Genomic DNA, 14,867 nt, shown 5'->3' with positions numbered 1-14,867 from the left:
GGGCTCAGAATAACTAGCTAAATTATTAGCCAAAACCGCTTTAACAAGGAGGCTCGAGCTGATGAAAGATGTTCAAAAGGAACTAATGGCCATTTCCACTACGCTGTCTTCTCTGGTCCAACAGATAGAGAAAATGGCTGAGGCCATTGAATCGGAAAGTGGAAAGGCGGCACCGGCGAAAAAAGCGCAAGCAGCCAAGAAAGCAAAAGCACCTGCCAAAAAGGCCAAAGCGGCGGCTAAGAAGGTCAAAGCGGCACCCAAGAAGAAAGCAGCAAAAAAAAAGGCCGCAAAAAAAGCAGTACCGGCAGCAGCGAAAGCTAAGGCAAAAGCACCTGTTGCCGCGGGCGGGCAAACCATGCTCGACAGCATCTTCGGGATGATCAGCAGAAGCCGGAGTGGAATCACTGTTGAGCGGCTGAAGAAAAGAGCTGGCCTTGAAGCCCGCCAGGTGAGCAATGCATTGTATAAACTGACCCAAAAAGGCAAAATCGAGACCCTATCACGCGGCCTTTACGTCAAAAAGAAAAAATAGACAGCCATCGAAAACGGTTCGAACGACAATTCGCCCGTATCGGTATAGAAAAAGCCTTCCGGTTGTTCCATTTACAGCAATGGACCCAGAAGGCTTTTCTCTTTCCCTGGATCGGTAGGTTAAATATCCAGCGGATAACGCCTGTTTTTTTACCAACACCCACCACATGTGCCGGTGCACGTCTATAAACATGCCGTGAAGGCAATGCAGCAGACAGGAAAAAAGACGAGCTGCGTGCCTGTTTGCGGATCAATACCCGCGGAGCCATCCGCATCCGACCCTGGTTTCACGCATTGCCTTTCTCTTGCGCTGTATTATTATCTGGATGCTGTTTTTGGAGCAGGCTCTTGGCTTTAAGCGAACAACCAATAAGGGAAGCAAATGAATCACGTCCACGATAACGGGATAAAACAAGCAAGTTCACGGCTGACCACGATAGCCATGGCGCTGGCACTGCTGATGATGGGATGGGTCGGTCCGTTCCCCAATATGGGTCTTTCCGCATCGACAGGGTCGACGTGGCCCGCCGTTGCGGAACTGAAGGCAAACCGGGATCAGCCATATCCGGCATGGCCCCATGAAAAAAGCGATCTGGCACCCGACCCCGCTGTCACCTTCGGCAGGCTTGCCAACGGGTTTCAATATGTACTCATGGAAAACCATCGCCCGGAAGACCGGGTCAGCGTTCACCTTTTCATCCGTGCCGGCAGTTTAAATGAAACGGAAGAACAGCGGGGACTCGCCCATTTTCTCGAACACATGCTGTTCAATGGATCGACCCATTTTCCCCCTGGTGAACTGGTCCGTTATTTTCAGAGCATCGGCATGCAGTTCGGCAACGACGCCAACGCGCATACGGGCTTCGACGAAACCGTTTACGACATCATCCTGCCGTCGGGAGATGAGGAAAACCTGAAAAAAGGCCTGCTGGTCATGCACGATTATGCCACGGGCGCACTGTTGCTGGAAGCGGAAGTCAGACGGGAAAGCGGGGTTATTCTCGCAGAAATGCGCTCCCGGGATTCAGCCGATTACCGAACGTTTGAAGCTTCACTGCGTTTTGAGCTCCCTGACCTGCTGGTTTCCAAACGGCTGCCCATCGGCAAACCCGAAGTAATCGAAAATGCGGACCACTCGCAGCTCAAAGACTTTTATGACACATGGTATCGGCCGGACAATATGGTACTGGTCATGGTGGGTGACTTCACCCCCCCCCTGGCTGAGCAGTTGATCGACGCCCAGTTCGGTGAATTGGCACCCCGGGCGGCCGCCTCCGACCCGCCCTCAATCGGCGCGATCAGCCACAAGGGACTGAAGATCTTTCACCATTACGAACCCGAAGTGGGAGCGACGACAGTCAGCATAGAAGTGATTCGCGCCCATGACCAGACTCCGGATTCTCTGGCCCGCAAGCGCCGGCAAATGGTGGAAAGCATGGCCGACCGGATCGTTCAGAACCGCCTGGATGCCCTACAGAAGACACCGGGGGCGCCTTTTACCGCTGCGAGCGTTGGTTCAGGCATCTACCTGAACCGCATCCGATATGCAGAAATCTCCGCAGACAGCGGAACTGAAACCTGGCAGCGCACCCTTGCACTGCTGGAGCAGGAGGTGCGACGGGCCCGGCTGTATGGATTTACCGAAGCCGAACTGGCACGGGTTAAAAAAGACACGCGGAAGATGTTGGATAACGCGGTCAGGGAAGCACCCACCCGCAACAGCACGACATTGGCCAGGGCCATTATGCGAGATCTCGCTGGTGACCGGGTTATCCAGTCCCCTGATCAGGAAAAAACCAATCTGGCCCCCCTGGTGGAATCCGTTACCCTGGCCGATGTTCACCAGGCATTCGAAGAGAATTGGACCGATACCCACCGACTGGTCCTGATCACCGGCAACGTCGATTTGAAACGTTCGTCGCCGAAAAGACCGGAATCGCTGATTCGCGACGTCTACCTGGCATCCGCAGCAACCGTGGTCGATCCGCCCGAGGCACAGGCGGTTGCCTCATTTCCCTATCTTCCGGAACCGCAACCTATCGGCGCGATCGCCTCCCGGGAAGTCGTGGAAGACCTGGGCATCATCCGCATTCGACTCGACAACGGCATCCGGGTCAATGTGAAGCGCACCGATTACAAGACCAACGAGGTGCTGGTCAACCTGATTTTCGGACATGGTGCATCCGCGGAGCCCCAATCGCTTCCGGGTCTTTCGCTGCTGGCCGAAGCGACGGTCAACGAAAGCGGCCTGGGGTCCATGGATACCAACCAACTGGAGCGGGCCCTGGCCGGTAAGAGCACCCGCGTGAACTTCAGGATAACCGAGACGCATTTCAATTTTTTCGGGGAAACTGTCTCTGCTGAAGTACCGCTGCTTTTCCAGTTGATCCACGCCCACCTGGTGGACCCGGGTTTTCGCGATGACGCCCTGACTCTGGCCCGCGAACGGTTGAGTCAGGATTATCAGACCTACACCCGATCCATCGAAGGGATGATGAGAATCGAGGGGCTGCGTTTTCTGGCCGGTGGAGACAGCCGTTTCGGCATGCCGCCGTTTGAGAACATTCAGGCCATTCGGTTGGCGGATATCCGGGATTGGATCGCACCCCAGTTGGCCAGTGCCCCATTGGAACTGTCCGTTGTCGGTGACATCAATGAAAATGAAGTCATCGAACTGGCCCGGCGCTATTTGGGTTCCCTGCCGAAGCGCGGTCCTAACCCCGGCAACCCCAGGGTCGATTTGCCCAATCTGCCGACGGGAACCGTCAAGCGAATCGATGTGGACACCCAGATTCCCAAGGCCATGGTCGTTGCCGCCTGGCAGACAGGAGATTTCTGGGACATCGGCCGGACCCGACGGCTGTCCGTTCTTGCCGATGTTTTCTCCGAGCGACTCAGGCAGCGGATACGGGAAAAATTAGGGGCGTCCTATTCTCCCTATGCCTTTAACCGGGCCAGTCGCGCCTACACGGGCTATGGCGTATTTCAGGCGTATGTCAATGTGGCCCCTGATCAAACCGACACCGTGCTGGCGGAAGTCAAAGCCATTGCCGGCGATCTGGCCCAAAACGGGATTAAGGCCGATGAACTGGCGCGGGCGGTGGACCCGATTCTCACCTCGATCAAAGAGCTGCGGCAGACCAACGGGTATTGGCTCAACAGCGTGATGACCGGATCGGAATGGCACGCGCAGCAATTCGAATGGGCCAGAAGCTTTCAGGAAGATTATGCCTCGGTGACCGCCGGGGAACTGGCCGCGCTGGCCGCCGCCTACCTGACCGACAAGCGGGCATCGGCGATGATCATTCAACCCAGACCGAAGTCATAGAGCTGAAGGTGAAAGTCTGTAGGTGGCAGATTTAATAATTGAGTGATACAGACATGCCGCTGCTGATGATTGGCCGATTCCTCGGAAAGCAAACGGCCGGGTGGCCCACCCGGCCGTTTGCATTGATTACACATGCCCGCGGTTGCAGCCGCGGCTTCAATTCCTCAATGCCCCGATACTAGCTTTCCCAATCCTCTCCATCTTCTGCCCTCGGATCTCGGTCTGCCGGCCTCCTTCATCAAGAGGTCCCGTCAGCATCCTTCTTGACTTCCTCCAGCAGCGACAGCGGCTCGGTGATGAAGCTGTCGAACTGCCACTTCTTGATCGAGAAGGTCCATGGGCTCAACGCCTCGTTGAGTTGCCGGGCTGTTTCCGGAGCTGGCTCGGTGGTCTCCGCTGGTGTTTTTTCATCCGCAGGCTGCGATGCGGGTTCATCGGCAGCCGGCGTATCCGCAATTGAGTCCTCGGCCGTCACCCTGAGGGTGAAGCGCTCCTTGTCGTCGGATTGGGGATAAATGGAAATCTGCCGGCCGTCATAAAGGTGGTAGACCAGGCGGGCCTGCCCAGATTCCACCACCGGCGGCTTTCCGTCGGCGGCCTGTACGTCATCCAGCGTCAGGGGCGCCAGGGCCTCGAGAACCTGGTCAATTTTGGCCTGATCGGCGGTCCTTCCCGGGGGGACGGGCGTCATTCTGGCCGTTTCTCCCCGCTCCGGCCGCAACAGGGTATAAACCGGCGTGCGGGCATCGCCGGCATAGCAGGCGACCGATTTCACCTCCTCGGCGTTGATATTCAGTATCTCTTTTTTCAACCACTCGGCCGGTGCCGTTTTCAGGAACCGGAAACTGCCATCCACGAGAAAAACGGTGTCGGCATCGACCTTTTTCAGGTACTGCCCGCCGCCCTCCCCGCTATCGGTCTGGCGGCTTTCGCCCAGGAGGACATCGGCGAGGATCTCTCCCGATGCGCCTCTCAACGTGATCTGCTTGCCTGTGGACGAGGTGTCCGGGGAGGAGGGGGCCATCAACGACAGGCGGGCCAGGCTTTCCGCCGAAGCGGGAAAACTGCGGCCGATTTTCAAGCGGGAGAGCTTGACCACCAACTCTCTGAGTTCATCGAAATCGGCCGGATAACCGTTGCGCCCTTCGACCTGCCACACCTTGTCGCCCTTGATCAGGACCACCTTATTCTCAGAATCGGCGATGGTCACGGTCGTCACCGCGTTCACCGGCAGGTCGGCAAACAGCTTGTCTCCCATTTTCACCTGGCCGGTGTGCTCGTCCTTCCCGACACGGAAAAACCAGAGGGCCAGCAGAAGGCCTGCGGCCACCAGCAGTATCAGAAATGTCTTGCCCTTCATCAACTATGCCTTTCTTCTTCGGGTGATTGCGTAAATGATCCCACCGATGCCGATGAGCAGCGGAACGAGGAAAATATTGACGAACTTGACCGTGACCCCCAGCTGTTCAATTTCAGCACGCAGGTTGCGCCGGACCGTTTTGAGTTCTTTGCTGATCTTGAGTTTTTCTTCCTGGAAGCGCGCGATCTCCTGCTCCTGCTCCTCGCTGAGGATCGCACGCTGGGCGGCATCTTTTTGCTGCTCGAGCATGCGAAGCTTCTGGTTGGTTTCCTCCACCTGGCGAACCAGGGCCTGCTCCTGGTCCAACCAGCGGTCCTGGGCCTTGCGCTCCAATTCCTGCACCCGTGTAAATGGCCGTTCGAACGTTCCCCGGGAACGGATGCTGATCAGGGCGGGATTGCCGGTCAGCATTTCGCTGGTGTTGAGCATGAAATTCAGGTTGTCGTTGAAGATGTTGGAAATCGTGAAACCCAGCAGGTTCTGTTGACTCAGGTAATAGCCGTCGTACAGCAGATCGCTGTCCGCCACCACGACGATGACCGAGGGTGCCTTGCCTTCCTTCAGCGATTCCGCCTTATCCGTGGCGTCCGACGCCGACGCTGTTTCGCCGGCGTCGGGTCCGGGGTCCGGTCGTCCGTCCGGGAAGGCAGTTTTAAACGTACCCGATATGCGCACGGCCAGATTGCGCACCTTCCCCGACGGCTTGAAATCCCGCCGCAGAGCCTCCACATCCATACTGTGGGCGAAGGCGTCCACCATCTGGTTGTTGGTGGACGTTTGGACTAAAGGCTCGACGGTATAGGGGCTGTCCGCCTGGGGCTCGATGGCACCGGCGACCGGCAGCAGCATGGATTCCAGGTTGGCGGTGATCAGGTTGTCCGCGGGAAATGCGCCGGCTGATGCGGAGAGCCACAGCGGATTGGTCTCCGCCTGGTTGTTGCGGTTCCTCAGTCGCGTGGCGTAGGTGTAGTCGGCAACGGCCTTTCCCGGTTCGATGGTGATCCCCCAGGCTTTGAACAACCTTTCAGGGATGGACCCACCGGGTCCCATGCGCGGATCGTCCATCAGTGAGAGCGGATCGGCAAAAACAATGGCATTGCCGCCGCCCATGATGTATTGGTCCACGGCATATTCCAGCATCTCGGACATGTTTCTGGGATGAAACAGCACCAGCAGTTTGGCAGCCGGATCGATGTGGTCGGCATCGGGCTGCACGGTGACCAGGTCGTAGGTCTTTTCCAGCTCCTGGATGAAAAACCAGGGCTCCGAGCCGGGACGGGGCCCGGCCATTCCCATGTTCATGGAAGCCTGGCCGAATACCGGCAGGCTGCTGAACACGGCGATCTTCATACGATCCGCCGTCTGCACCCGGGCGATGATGCGCGTCAAGTCATATTCCAGGCGCGTTTCCTGGGTGGGATCGATAAAGGCGATGGCCGCCTCCTGGTCCGCGGCAAGGGCAACCAGCCCCAGGTATACCTGCTCACCGGTCGGCAGGCTGATGCCTTTCATGCCGTATTTGATGGCCCACTCTTCTTCTTCGGAATCGGGTTTGGGGTCGTATATTTCAACCGAGATGCGGCCCTTTCCGTATTGTTCGTACTCGGAAAGAAAATCGATCACCCGCTGGGCAAACGTCTTGATATGGTTGGGGATGTTGACCACGTGCTTGCTATAGAACACCTTGACCACCACCTCCTGGTCCAGGTCGGCAAGGATGGTCCGGGTGCCCTGAGACAACGAGTACAGATTGTCCTCGGTGGCATCCCAGCGCAACGTGGTACGGGACAACAGTATGTTCACCAGCACCACGATGACGAGCACCAGCATGGCGCTGCCGGCCGAGAATGCGGTTTTTCCAATGCGTCTTTTTCCATCAATCATGGACTCTTGGCCTCCTTTATGCCGATTCCCTGTTTTGCAGGATAACGCCGTTGACAAAGATCATGAAGACCATCACCGACAGGTAGTAAAGCAGATCCCTCACGTCCAGCACGCCCCTGGCAATGGAGGCAAAGTGGGATAGCACGCTGGTCGAGGAGACCAGGTCCACCAGCCACATCGGCGCCCACCCCGACAGCACGGCTGTCACCGGCGCAAAACCGGCAAGGATGAGAAACAGGCAGGCCACCACAGCCAAAATGAAGCTGACCACCTGGCTGCGAGTGAGGGCCGAAGTCATGCTGCCCACACTCAAAAAGGTGCCGGCCATGAGAAATGAACCCAGGTAGGCACAAAAAATCACTCCCAGATCCGGATTGCCCAGATACATGGTGGTCAGGACCAACGGAAAGGTCAGGGCCAGCGCGATACCGATAAAACACCAGGCGGCCAGGAATTTCCCCAGGACCACGTCGGTAACGGTCACCGGCAGGGTCAGGAGCAGTTCGATCGTTCCCAGCCGGCGCTCCTCGGCCCACAGCCGCATGGCAACGGCCGGCACCAGAAACATGAACAACCAGGGGTGCCACTGGAAGAAGCCTTTCAGGTCGGCCTGCCCCGCTTCGAAAAAATTGCTGATGTAAAAGGTGAAGAAACCAGTCAGGAGAAGAAAGATCACGATGAAGACATAGGCCACCGGGGAACCGAAGTATCCGGCAAACTCGCGCTTCATGATAATCCATATGTTTCTCAAAAAATTACCGCTTTGCATGGCCCACTCCATTCAATTTAAGTGTCTTGCTGCTCAAGGAAGGTCAATCCGTCATGCACGACAGCCAGTGCCCGTTTTCTTCCGGGACGATGCGCGCCGGCAGTGAAGGCATCGGGATCAGTTGCCGGTGGTAATTTCACGAAACACATCGTCCAGCCGTCCCTGCTCGACGAACACGGCGGCGATGCGCCCCCCGTCCTGATTTGCCGTGGCGATCACCCGGTCGGCAACGGGCACATCCGGATCATCAGGAAAAATGCGCAACGTCGTCCGCTCGCCATCGGATTGCACAACCGAAACCGATGCCACCCCGTCCAGTTCCGCAATTCGCTTCTGTATGCCATCCGTGGCCGAGCCCGTGACGGTCAGGACAACGGATCCGTGGGAACGGGATCGTCGCCTGAGGCCGTCGGGCGTGTCGTCGGCGACCACCTTTCCGTCGGCAATGATGATGGCCCGGCTGCAGACCGCATCGACTTCGTCGAGGATATGGGTGGAAAAGATGATGGCCTTGGTGGCGCTCATTTCCCGGATCATGAGGCGCACTTCGTGCTTCTGGTTGGGGTCCAGCCCGTCGGTGGGTTCGTCGAGAATCAGGTATTCGGGGTCATGCAGGATGCTCTGGGCAAAGCAGACCCGCTGCTTGTAGCCCTTGGATAATGTGTTCACCGCCTGGTGACGCACATTGGCAAGGAAACATCGCTCCAGGGTCTCACCCACCCGGCGGGTCTTGGCTGCACCCCCGAATCCACGGATCTCGGCACAGAAATCCAGATACCGGTTGACCGTCATATCCGGATATACCGGTGCGTTCTCAGGCAGGTATCCGATCTTTTTGCGGGCGGCGATGGATTGGGTCAAAATGTCGTGGTCACCGACGATCACCGTTCCGCTGGTCGGCGGAAAAAAACCGGTGATCATCCGCATGGTGGTGGACTTTCCTGCACCGTTGGGGCCTAAGAAGCCCAGGATTTCCCCCTTCCGGGCGGTAAAGGTGATGTCGTTCACCGCCAGATGACTGCCGAACTGCTTGGTCAGATGCCTTACTTCTATCATGGATATGCGGTCTCCTTGGCCTTCGGATTGACGGATTGAACCCTCCCCACGGCAAGCTGTGGGGAATGTTCTGCCGGCAGCGGCAGTGCTGCGCAACACGGTAAAGATGATAATCGTTTTCCTGTTCGCTCGCCAACCCCACGGGCAAGCGGTGGGCAGGGCGCTCGCTATCGCGGTTCAAAAAGGCAACACCCTGTCGCCCCGGTTGCCCCCTCCGGCGTTACCAGACGGTGAAGGCCCAGCGAAGGGGTGACCGGCGCGATGCGCTGCAGGGTTGTGCCAAGCCTGATCAGACCTGACATGCTCACCCGGCTGCCTAAAAAGCGGCCTGCAAAAACTGGGAGAAAATAATATTTGAAGCCCACATGTCAAGTCCGTTCTTAGGGCATCAACCCACCGATGGGCTGCGGCACGGATATGCGCCACGGGGGTTCCCGGACAGGCCGACCAGGCGGTTCACACGCCGGCAAATCGGCACTGCGCCCCTGTTTGCGTCAGGCCGGCGGAGTTCGGTCAACGGCCTGTTTTCAAGGATTTTTTCTTGACAAAACGACCGACTGCCGATAGAAAGTCGCAAGCTCCACCTCCCGTGTTTTTTACACCCGAAGGCGGGATTGCATCCCGCCTGAATTATATGGATATGAAACCATCGGTAACGACGCCGGCGCGTTCGAAACCAGAACCGCTTGGGCTGTCGCTAAATGCGGCGGCCGGCACCGGGGTTTCAGGAACGGTCGGTTTCACAGCAGAAATCATCACACAGCGGTTGACGGAGATTCCATGAGCACCTTAGACGAAAAAGCCAAAGCGGAGATGGATGATCATGCGGCACCTGGCAGCGACGGCAAGGAGGGCGGTGCCGGCGGTTTTATCATCCTGTTCTTCATCATCGGTTTTGCAGCCAGCATGGTGTTGGGGTGGGTCATCTTTCCCAAGCTTCTATATTCCCAGAAACAGCAACCCCTGAACTTCAACCACGCCTTGCACGTCGAAGAGGTCGGTGAGGGATGCGAAGGCTGCCATTACTTCAGAGAAGACGGCAGCTTTTCCGGCATTCCCAAGCTTGCCCAATGCGTGGAATGCCATGAAGAGCCCATGGGCGATACCGAAGACGAAGCCATGTTCGTCGAGCAATACGTGGCCAAGGAGCGCGAAGTGCCCTGGCTCTCCTATTCCCGCCAGCCGGACTGCGTGTTCTTTTCGCATGCCGCCCACGTGATCGGCGCCAAAATGGACTGTGTGGTCTGCCACGGTCATATCGGCGATTCGGAGGTATCCCGCCCCTACGAATACAATCGGCTCACCGGCTACAGCCGGGATATCTGGGGGAAAAACATCGCCGGACTCAAGAAGAACAGCTGGGACCGCATGAAGATGGATGACTGTGCCCAATGCCATAAGGAGGCGGGCATGATTCACACCTCCAGCGTCCAGACCGAACGCGATGCCTGTTTTGTCTGTCACAAATAATGGAACCATGCCCCGGAAAACGATTTCAGCTTCTGATTTGGATAAGGTGAGGGATAATCGATGAAAGTTGACCGAAGAAGTTTCTTGTCGTTCGTGATCGGCGGCGCAGCGGGCACAGCCCTGTCGCCATTGCCGTGGAAACTGATGGATGACTCCTCCATCTGGTCGCAAATGTGGCCCTGGACGCCGGTCCCACCGGACGGAGAGGTGGTCTACGAAGACTCAACCTGTTCCCTGTGCCCGGGCGGGTGCGGCATCTCCGTTCGCAAAGTCGACAACCGCGCCGTTAAAATCGAGGGCCAGGCGGGTCACCCCGTCAACGACGGCAGCATCTGCATCCTGGGGCTTTCCGGGCTCCAGATGCTCTATGGCCCCACCCGAATCAAATCGCCCATGAAACGCATCGGCGAACGGGGCGAAGGCAAATGGCAGAAAATTTCCTGGGATGAAGCCGTCGCCATCCTGGCCGAAAAACTGGCCGGCATCCGCGACAAGGGCGAAGCCCATACCGTTGCCGCCCTCGCCGGATCGGACAGCGGCACGGTGCCGGCATTGATCCAGCGGTTCATGACGGCCTATGGATCCCCCAATTTTATGCGCACCCCGTCCCAGCGCGACGTTGATGAATTGGCCGTAAAGGCCCTTTTCGGCGGTGACGGCAGAACCGGTTTCGATGTGGAGAATGCCGACTATATTCTCAGCTTCGGCAGCGGTTTCGTGGACGGCTGGGGATCTCCGGTGCGCATGTTCAAGGCCGCCAGCCTCTGGAGAGAAAAAAACATCACCGTCGTCCAGGTGGAGCCGCGCCTGTCCAACAGTGCGGCCAAGGCCACCCGATGGATCCCGATCAACCCGGGCACCGAAGCTGACCTGGCGCTTGGAATTGCCGCCATTTTGGTCGAGGGAGACAAGCTGGACACCGGCGCGGTCGCCGGGTTGGGCCGTTGGAAAAGCGACCTGCTGGCCACCTACGCAACGGAAAGCGTGTCGCAGACGACTGGTGTCCCTGCCGGGGTGATCCTCGACCTGGCCAAGGGTTTTGCCGGTGCCGACCGGCCACTGGCCCTGTGCGGACGCGGCAAGGGGCTGGTGGCGGGAAGCCTGCGGGAAACCGCCGCGGTTTACCTGCTCAACGCCCTGACGGGAAACATCAACCGGGAAGGCGGCATGTGGGCTATCCCGGAAGCGGATTACATCCAGTGGCCCGATGTGGCCACCGACAGCCTGGCCGCCGCCGGCCTCGAGCAGCCGCGGATAGACGGGGCTGGTGCAGCTAAATACGCCGACGCACGATACCTGACCAACCGGCTGGCCGACAGCGTCAACGGCGGCGGGCCATATCCCGTGCAGGTCTTGCTGGTGGCCGGCGCCAATCCCTGCCACGACCTGCCCGACTCGCAACGCGTGAAGGCGGCCTTCGCCCGCATCCCGTTCATTGTCAGTTTCTCTTCATTTCAGGATGAGACAGCCGCCATGGCCGATCTGCTGCTGCCCGATCACGTCTACCTGGAGCGTTACGAGGATGTCCCGGTGGGTGCCGGGCTTGCCCAGCAGATGATTGGCTTGAGCAAACCGGTGGTGTCTCCCCAGTTCAACACGCGCCATTTGGGCGAAGTCCTGATCCTGACCGCCAAGGCCATGGGCGGATCCATCGCCGACGCGTTCCTCTGGGATGACTACGAAACCTGCCTGGAGGAGACGCTGGCGGAAAAATGGGACGCCCTGATGGAAACGGGTGTATGGGTGCAGGCCGATACCGACCCCGTTGCCGACAGGATTCAACTGGCCGGGATGGATTCACCGGCCGTTCAGGCCGAAGGCGATGTAAACCGCTTCCCGCTGCTGCTGGTGCCCTATGACTCCATCAAGCTCACCAGCGGATATGTCGGCGAAGCCCCCTTCATGATCAAGGCCGTTGCCGACACCGTCATCAAGGGTACGGATGGGTTCGTCGAAATCAATCCGCAAACCGCCCGTGCGGTCGGCCTCGGCGAGGGTGACCGGGCCACGCTGACCACCCCCCGGGGTGAAGCCCAGGTACGCGTCCACCTCTTCGACGGCCTCCAGCCCGGTGTGTTGGCCATGGCCAGGGGACTGGGACATACCGCCTACGACGGTTACCTGGCAGGCAAGGGAGTCAACGTCAACGAACTCATCGGCCCGGTCGAGGACCCGTCGACCGGTTTCGATGCAGCCTGGGGAATCCGGGCGATGCTGGTTAAAGCCTAACCCACCTGACACGAGGTTCTGATGAAACAAGCGCAGACACACGGCACCCCAATGAAATACGGAATGGCCATCGATCTTGACAAATGCACCGGTTGCGGCGCCTGCATGGTTGCCTGCATGTCCGAGAACAACATACCGTTTAAAGAAGATGAGTCAGATAAACTGGTCAGCATCACCTGGATGCGAATTTTCAAACTGAGCAATGACAAACCATTCCCGGATACGGACGTCTGTTACCTGCCGCGGCCGTGCCAGCATTGTGAAGGCCATGGGGGCCACAGCCCGTGCGTGTCGGTCTGCCCGGCAACCGCTACCGACTACAGCCGGGAGACCGGTATCGTCAGCCAGATCGTTACCCGCTGCTTCGGCTGCAGGTACTGCATGGGTGCCTGCCCCTATCATGCCCGCTACTTTAACTGGTGGGATCCGGTCTGGCCGGACGGCATGGAGAAATACCTGAGCCCCAACGTCTCCCCGCGCATGCGCGGTGTAGTGGAAAAATGCAGTTTCTGCTTCCATCGCTACCAGTTGGCCAAGAACAAAGCCTATCTTGACGGAGAACGTCGCGTGCCCGAAGAAGCCTACCAGACCGCCTGCACCCAGGCGTGCCCGGCCGGTGCCATCGTTTTCGGCGACCTGAACAATCCGGAGCACCGGGTCCACCAGATCGTCCAACCGGACCCCAAGAACGGCAACCGCTCCAGAAACCCCAGGGCATTCCGGCTCCTCGAGCGAACCGGCACCAATACCAAAGTCTACTATCTGTCCGACCGAGAATGGGTCCGGCGGGCAGGAGACAACTACCTCGCCCACGAAAAGACCGGGCAGGTGGCCAAGCTGCACCATTAATACCACCTTGGCGGTAACGGCTTTTAGCAAAGAACGGCAAACCTGACAGATCAAGGAGTACTTACCCTATGGATTCTGCGTTAATACCCAAAGGAGTCAAGCGTTGCCCCATGTGGCAGTTCCTTCTGGGACTGGGCATTGTGGGTGCTGTCCTTGCGTGGGGCGTGTATGCCATGCTGCTATGCTGGTTCAAGGGACTGAACCAGACCAACATGAACGACTATTACGGTTTCGCCCTGTGGATCTGGGCGGACCTGGCCGTCATCGCCCTGGGTGGCGGCGCCTTCTTCAGCGGCCTGCTCAAATACATCATCGGCAAAGATGAGCTCAAAAACATCATCAACTATGCGGTGCTCATCGGTTTCATCTGCTACAGCTCGGCGCTCCTGATCCTGGCCATCGACATTGGCCAACCCCTGCGCGGGTGGTTTATCTTCTGGCATGCCAACGTGCACTCCATGCTCACCGAGGTGGCCTTCTGCCTATCCTGCTATTTCGCGGTGCTGACCATCGAGTACATTCCCCTGATTCTGGAAAACCGCCAGCTGGATAAAGTGCCCTTTTTTCACAACCTGAGCCACAACATGCATGAAACCATGGCGGTCTTCGCCGCCACCGGTGCGTTCCTCTCCTTTTTTCATCAAGGTTCACTGGGCGGCGTGGCCGGCGTGCTTTTCGGGCGGCCCTTTGCCTTTCGTGAAGGCCTGCTCATCTGGCCCTGGACCTTCTTCCTCTTCACCTGGTCAGCCGCCGCCTACGGCCCCTGTTTCACCCTGCTGATCACCTGGATCACCGAAAAGGTGGCCCGCAAAAAGCTGGTCAAAGACAACGTGATCGAACTGCTTGCCAAGATCTCCGGCTGGATGATCTTCACCTATACCATCGCCAAAATCTGCGACACGACCCGCTGGGCCAATATCACGGCGCCGGGACTGGGCCAGAACCTGGCCGACTTCTACACCGGCAACGCTTTTTACGGCTACTGGATCCTCTTTGCCGAGATCATCCTGGGCGGTGTGGTGCCGGCCATCATCCTGATCAGCGCCCCGTTGAGGAAGAACCCCACCTGGCGCGTCACCGCCTTCTTTTTAGGCGTCATGGGCGTTTCCCTGAACCGCTGGGTCATGGTGCTGCAGGTCATGGCCGTACCGATCATGCCCTTTGACACCTGGGCGCTGTATTATCCCAGCTGGCAGGAAGTGGCCACGACCATCCTGCCGGTCGCCTACGGGATCATTTTGATCATGATCTCCTACCGCTACCTGCCGATCTTTCCCCAGGAGGCAGAGTTGAATCCCATCGACGAAGAAACGGCAACGGCGGATGAAGCGCACACGGACGCCGCACCGGATCTGAAACCGGCCAACGCTTAGCCGCTTAAAGAGGAGAAA

At 58.2% G+C, this 14,867-nt stretch carries 10 protein-coding genes; 6 read left to right on the top strand and 4 right to left on the bottom strand.

Going from position 1 to position 14,867, the window contains the following annotated elements:
- The first annotated feature begins 61 nt into the window (after positions 1-61).
- Together ACZCED_RS12595 and ACZCED_RS12590 are read left to right on the top strand one after the other, a co-directional pair.
- A complete protein-coding gene (locus ACZCED_RS12595) occupies positions 62-532 on the top strand; it encodes a hypothetical protein (protein WP_462967505.1) in 471 nt (156 codons plus the stop codon).
- 381 nt (positions 533-913) lie between these two features.
- Positions 914-3,859 carry a M16 family metallopeptidase gene (locus ACZCED_RS12590; protein ID WP_462967506.1) on the top strand — a complete coding sequence of 982 codons (2,946 nt, stop codon included), beginning with the start codon at positions 914-916 and terminating at the stop codon, positions 3,857-3,859.
- A 238-nt stretch (positions 3,860-4,097) separates the two neighbouring features.
- Here ACZCED_RS12590 and ACZCED_RS12585 read toward each other — a convergent pair whose 3' ends face one another.
- The 4 genes from ACZCED_RS12585 to ACZCED_RS12570 all read right to left on the bottom strand — a co-directional run bounded on the left by ACZCED_RS12585 (position 4,098) and on the right by ACZCED_RS12570 (position 8,928).
- Complete coding sequence (locus ACZCED_RS12585; RefSeq protein ID WP_462971987.1) at positions 4,098-5,219, bottom strand: DUF4340 domain-containing protein; 1,122 nt, start codon at positions 5,217-5,219, stop codon at positions 4,098-4,100.
- Between the two features lie 3 nt (positions 5,220-5,222).
- Entirely contained in the window at positions 5,223-7,103 is a 1,881-nt protein-coding gene (locus tag ACZCED_RS12580) for a GldG family protein (protein WP_462971988.1), read from the bottom strand.
- 16 nt (positions 7,104-7,119) lie between these two features.
- Positions 7,120-7,872 (bottom strand): ABC transporter permease, encoded by a 753-nt coding sequence (locus ACZCED_RS12575; RefSeq protein WP_462971989.1) that lies wholly within the window; start codon positions 7,870-7,872, stop codon positions 7,120-7,122.
- A 117-nt stretch (positions 7,873-7,989) separates the two neighbouring features.
- Positions 7,990-8,928 carry an ABC transporter ATP-binding protein gene (locus ACZCED_RS12570; RefSeq protein WP_462971990.1) on the bottom strand — a complete coding sequence of 313 codons (939 nt, stop codon included), beginning with the start codon at positions 8,926-8,928 and terminating at the stop codon, positions 7,990-7,992.
- 780 nt (positions 8,929-9,708) lie between these two features.
- Between ACZCED_RS12570 and qrcA the strand changes: the two genes are divergently transcribed.
- The 4 genes from qrcA (at position 9,709) to qrcD (ending at position 14,849) form a co-directional block, all read left to right on the top strand.
- Complete coding sequence (gene qrcA / locus ACZCED_RS12565; RefSeq protein WP_464860918.1) at positions 9,709-10,398, top strand: menaquinone reductase multiheme cytochrome c subunit QrcA; 690 nt, start codon at positions 9,709-9,711, stop codon at positions 10,396-10,398.
- 60 nt (positions 10,399-10,458) lie between these two features.
- Positions 10,459-12,627, top strand: coding sequence for a menaquinone reductase molybdopterin-binding-like subunit QrcB (gene qrcB / locus ACZCED_RS12560; RefSeq protein ID WP_464860917.1), 2,169 nt, complete (start codon positions 10,459-10,461; stop codon positions 12,625-12,627).
- Positions 12,628-12,648: 21 nt separating this feature from the next.
- Positions 12,649-13,476 (top strand): menaquinone reductase iron-sulfur cluster-binding subunit QrcC, encoded by an 828-nt coding sequence (gene qrcC, locus ACZCED_RS12555; protein WP_462971993.1) that lies wholly within the window; start codon positions 12,649-12,651, stop codon positions 13,474-13,476.
- 68 nt (positions 13,477-13,544) lie between these two features.
- Positions 13,545-14,849, top strand: coding sequence for a menaquinone reductase integral membrane subunit QrcD (gene qrcD, locus ACZCED_RS12550; protein WP_464860916.1), 1,305 nt, complete (start codon positions 13,545-13,547; stop codon positions 14,847-14,849).
- The last annotated feature ends 18 nt before the right edge of the window (positions 14,850-14,867 follow it).

This window comes from Desulfosarcina sp., from assembly GCF_055467485.1.
Note: the sequence above shows the minus strand (reverse complement) of the source record. Positions and strands in the feature narration are given on the sequence as shown.

What these genes read in the sequence shown, in the direction of transcription:
- ACZCED_RS12595 (WP_462967505.1), top strand. Translation starts at nt 62, where the DNA reads ATGAAAGATGTTCAAAAGGAACTAATGGCCATTTCCACTACGCTGTCT.
- ACZCED_RS12590 (WP_462967506.1), top strand. Translation starts at nt 914, where the DNA reads ATGAATCACGTCCACGATAACGGGATAAAACAAGCAAGTTCACGGCTG.
- ACZCED_RS12585 (WP_462971987.1), bottom strand. Translation starts at nt 5,219, where the DNA reads ATGAAGGGCAAGACATTTCTGATACTGCTGGTGGCCGCAGGCCTTCTG.
- ACZCED_RS12580 (WP_462971988.1), bottom strand. Translation starts at nt 7,103, where the DNA reads ATGATTGATGGAAAAAGACGCATTGGAAAAACCGCATTCTCGGCCGGC.
- ACZCED_RS12575 (WP_462971989.1), bottom strand. Translation starts at nt 7,872, where the DNA reads ATGCAAAGCGGTAATTTTTTGAGAAACATATGGATTATCATGAAGCGC.
- ACZCED_RS12570 (WP_462971990.1), bottom strand. Translation starts at nt 8,928, where the DNA reads ATGATAGAAGTAAGGCATCTGACCAAGCAGTTCGGCAGTCATCTGGCG.
- qrcA (WP_464860918.1), top strand. Translation starts at nt 9,709, where the DNA reads ATGAGCACCTTAGACGAAAAAGCCAAAGCGGAGATGGATGATCATGCG.
- qrcB (WP_464860917.1), top strand. Translation starts at nt 10,459, where the DNA reads ATGAAAGTTGACCGAAGAAGTTTCTTGTCGTTCGTGATCGGCGGCGCA.
- qrcC (WP_462971993.1), top strand. Translation starts at nt 12,649, where the DNA reads ATGAAACAAGCGCAGACACACGGCACCCCAATGAAATACGGAATGGCC.
- qrcD (WP_464860916.1), top strand. Translation starts at nt 13,545, where the DNA reads ATGGATTCTGCGTTAATACCCAAAGGAGTCAAGCGTTGCCCCATGTGG.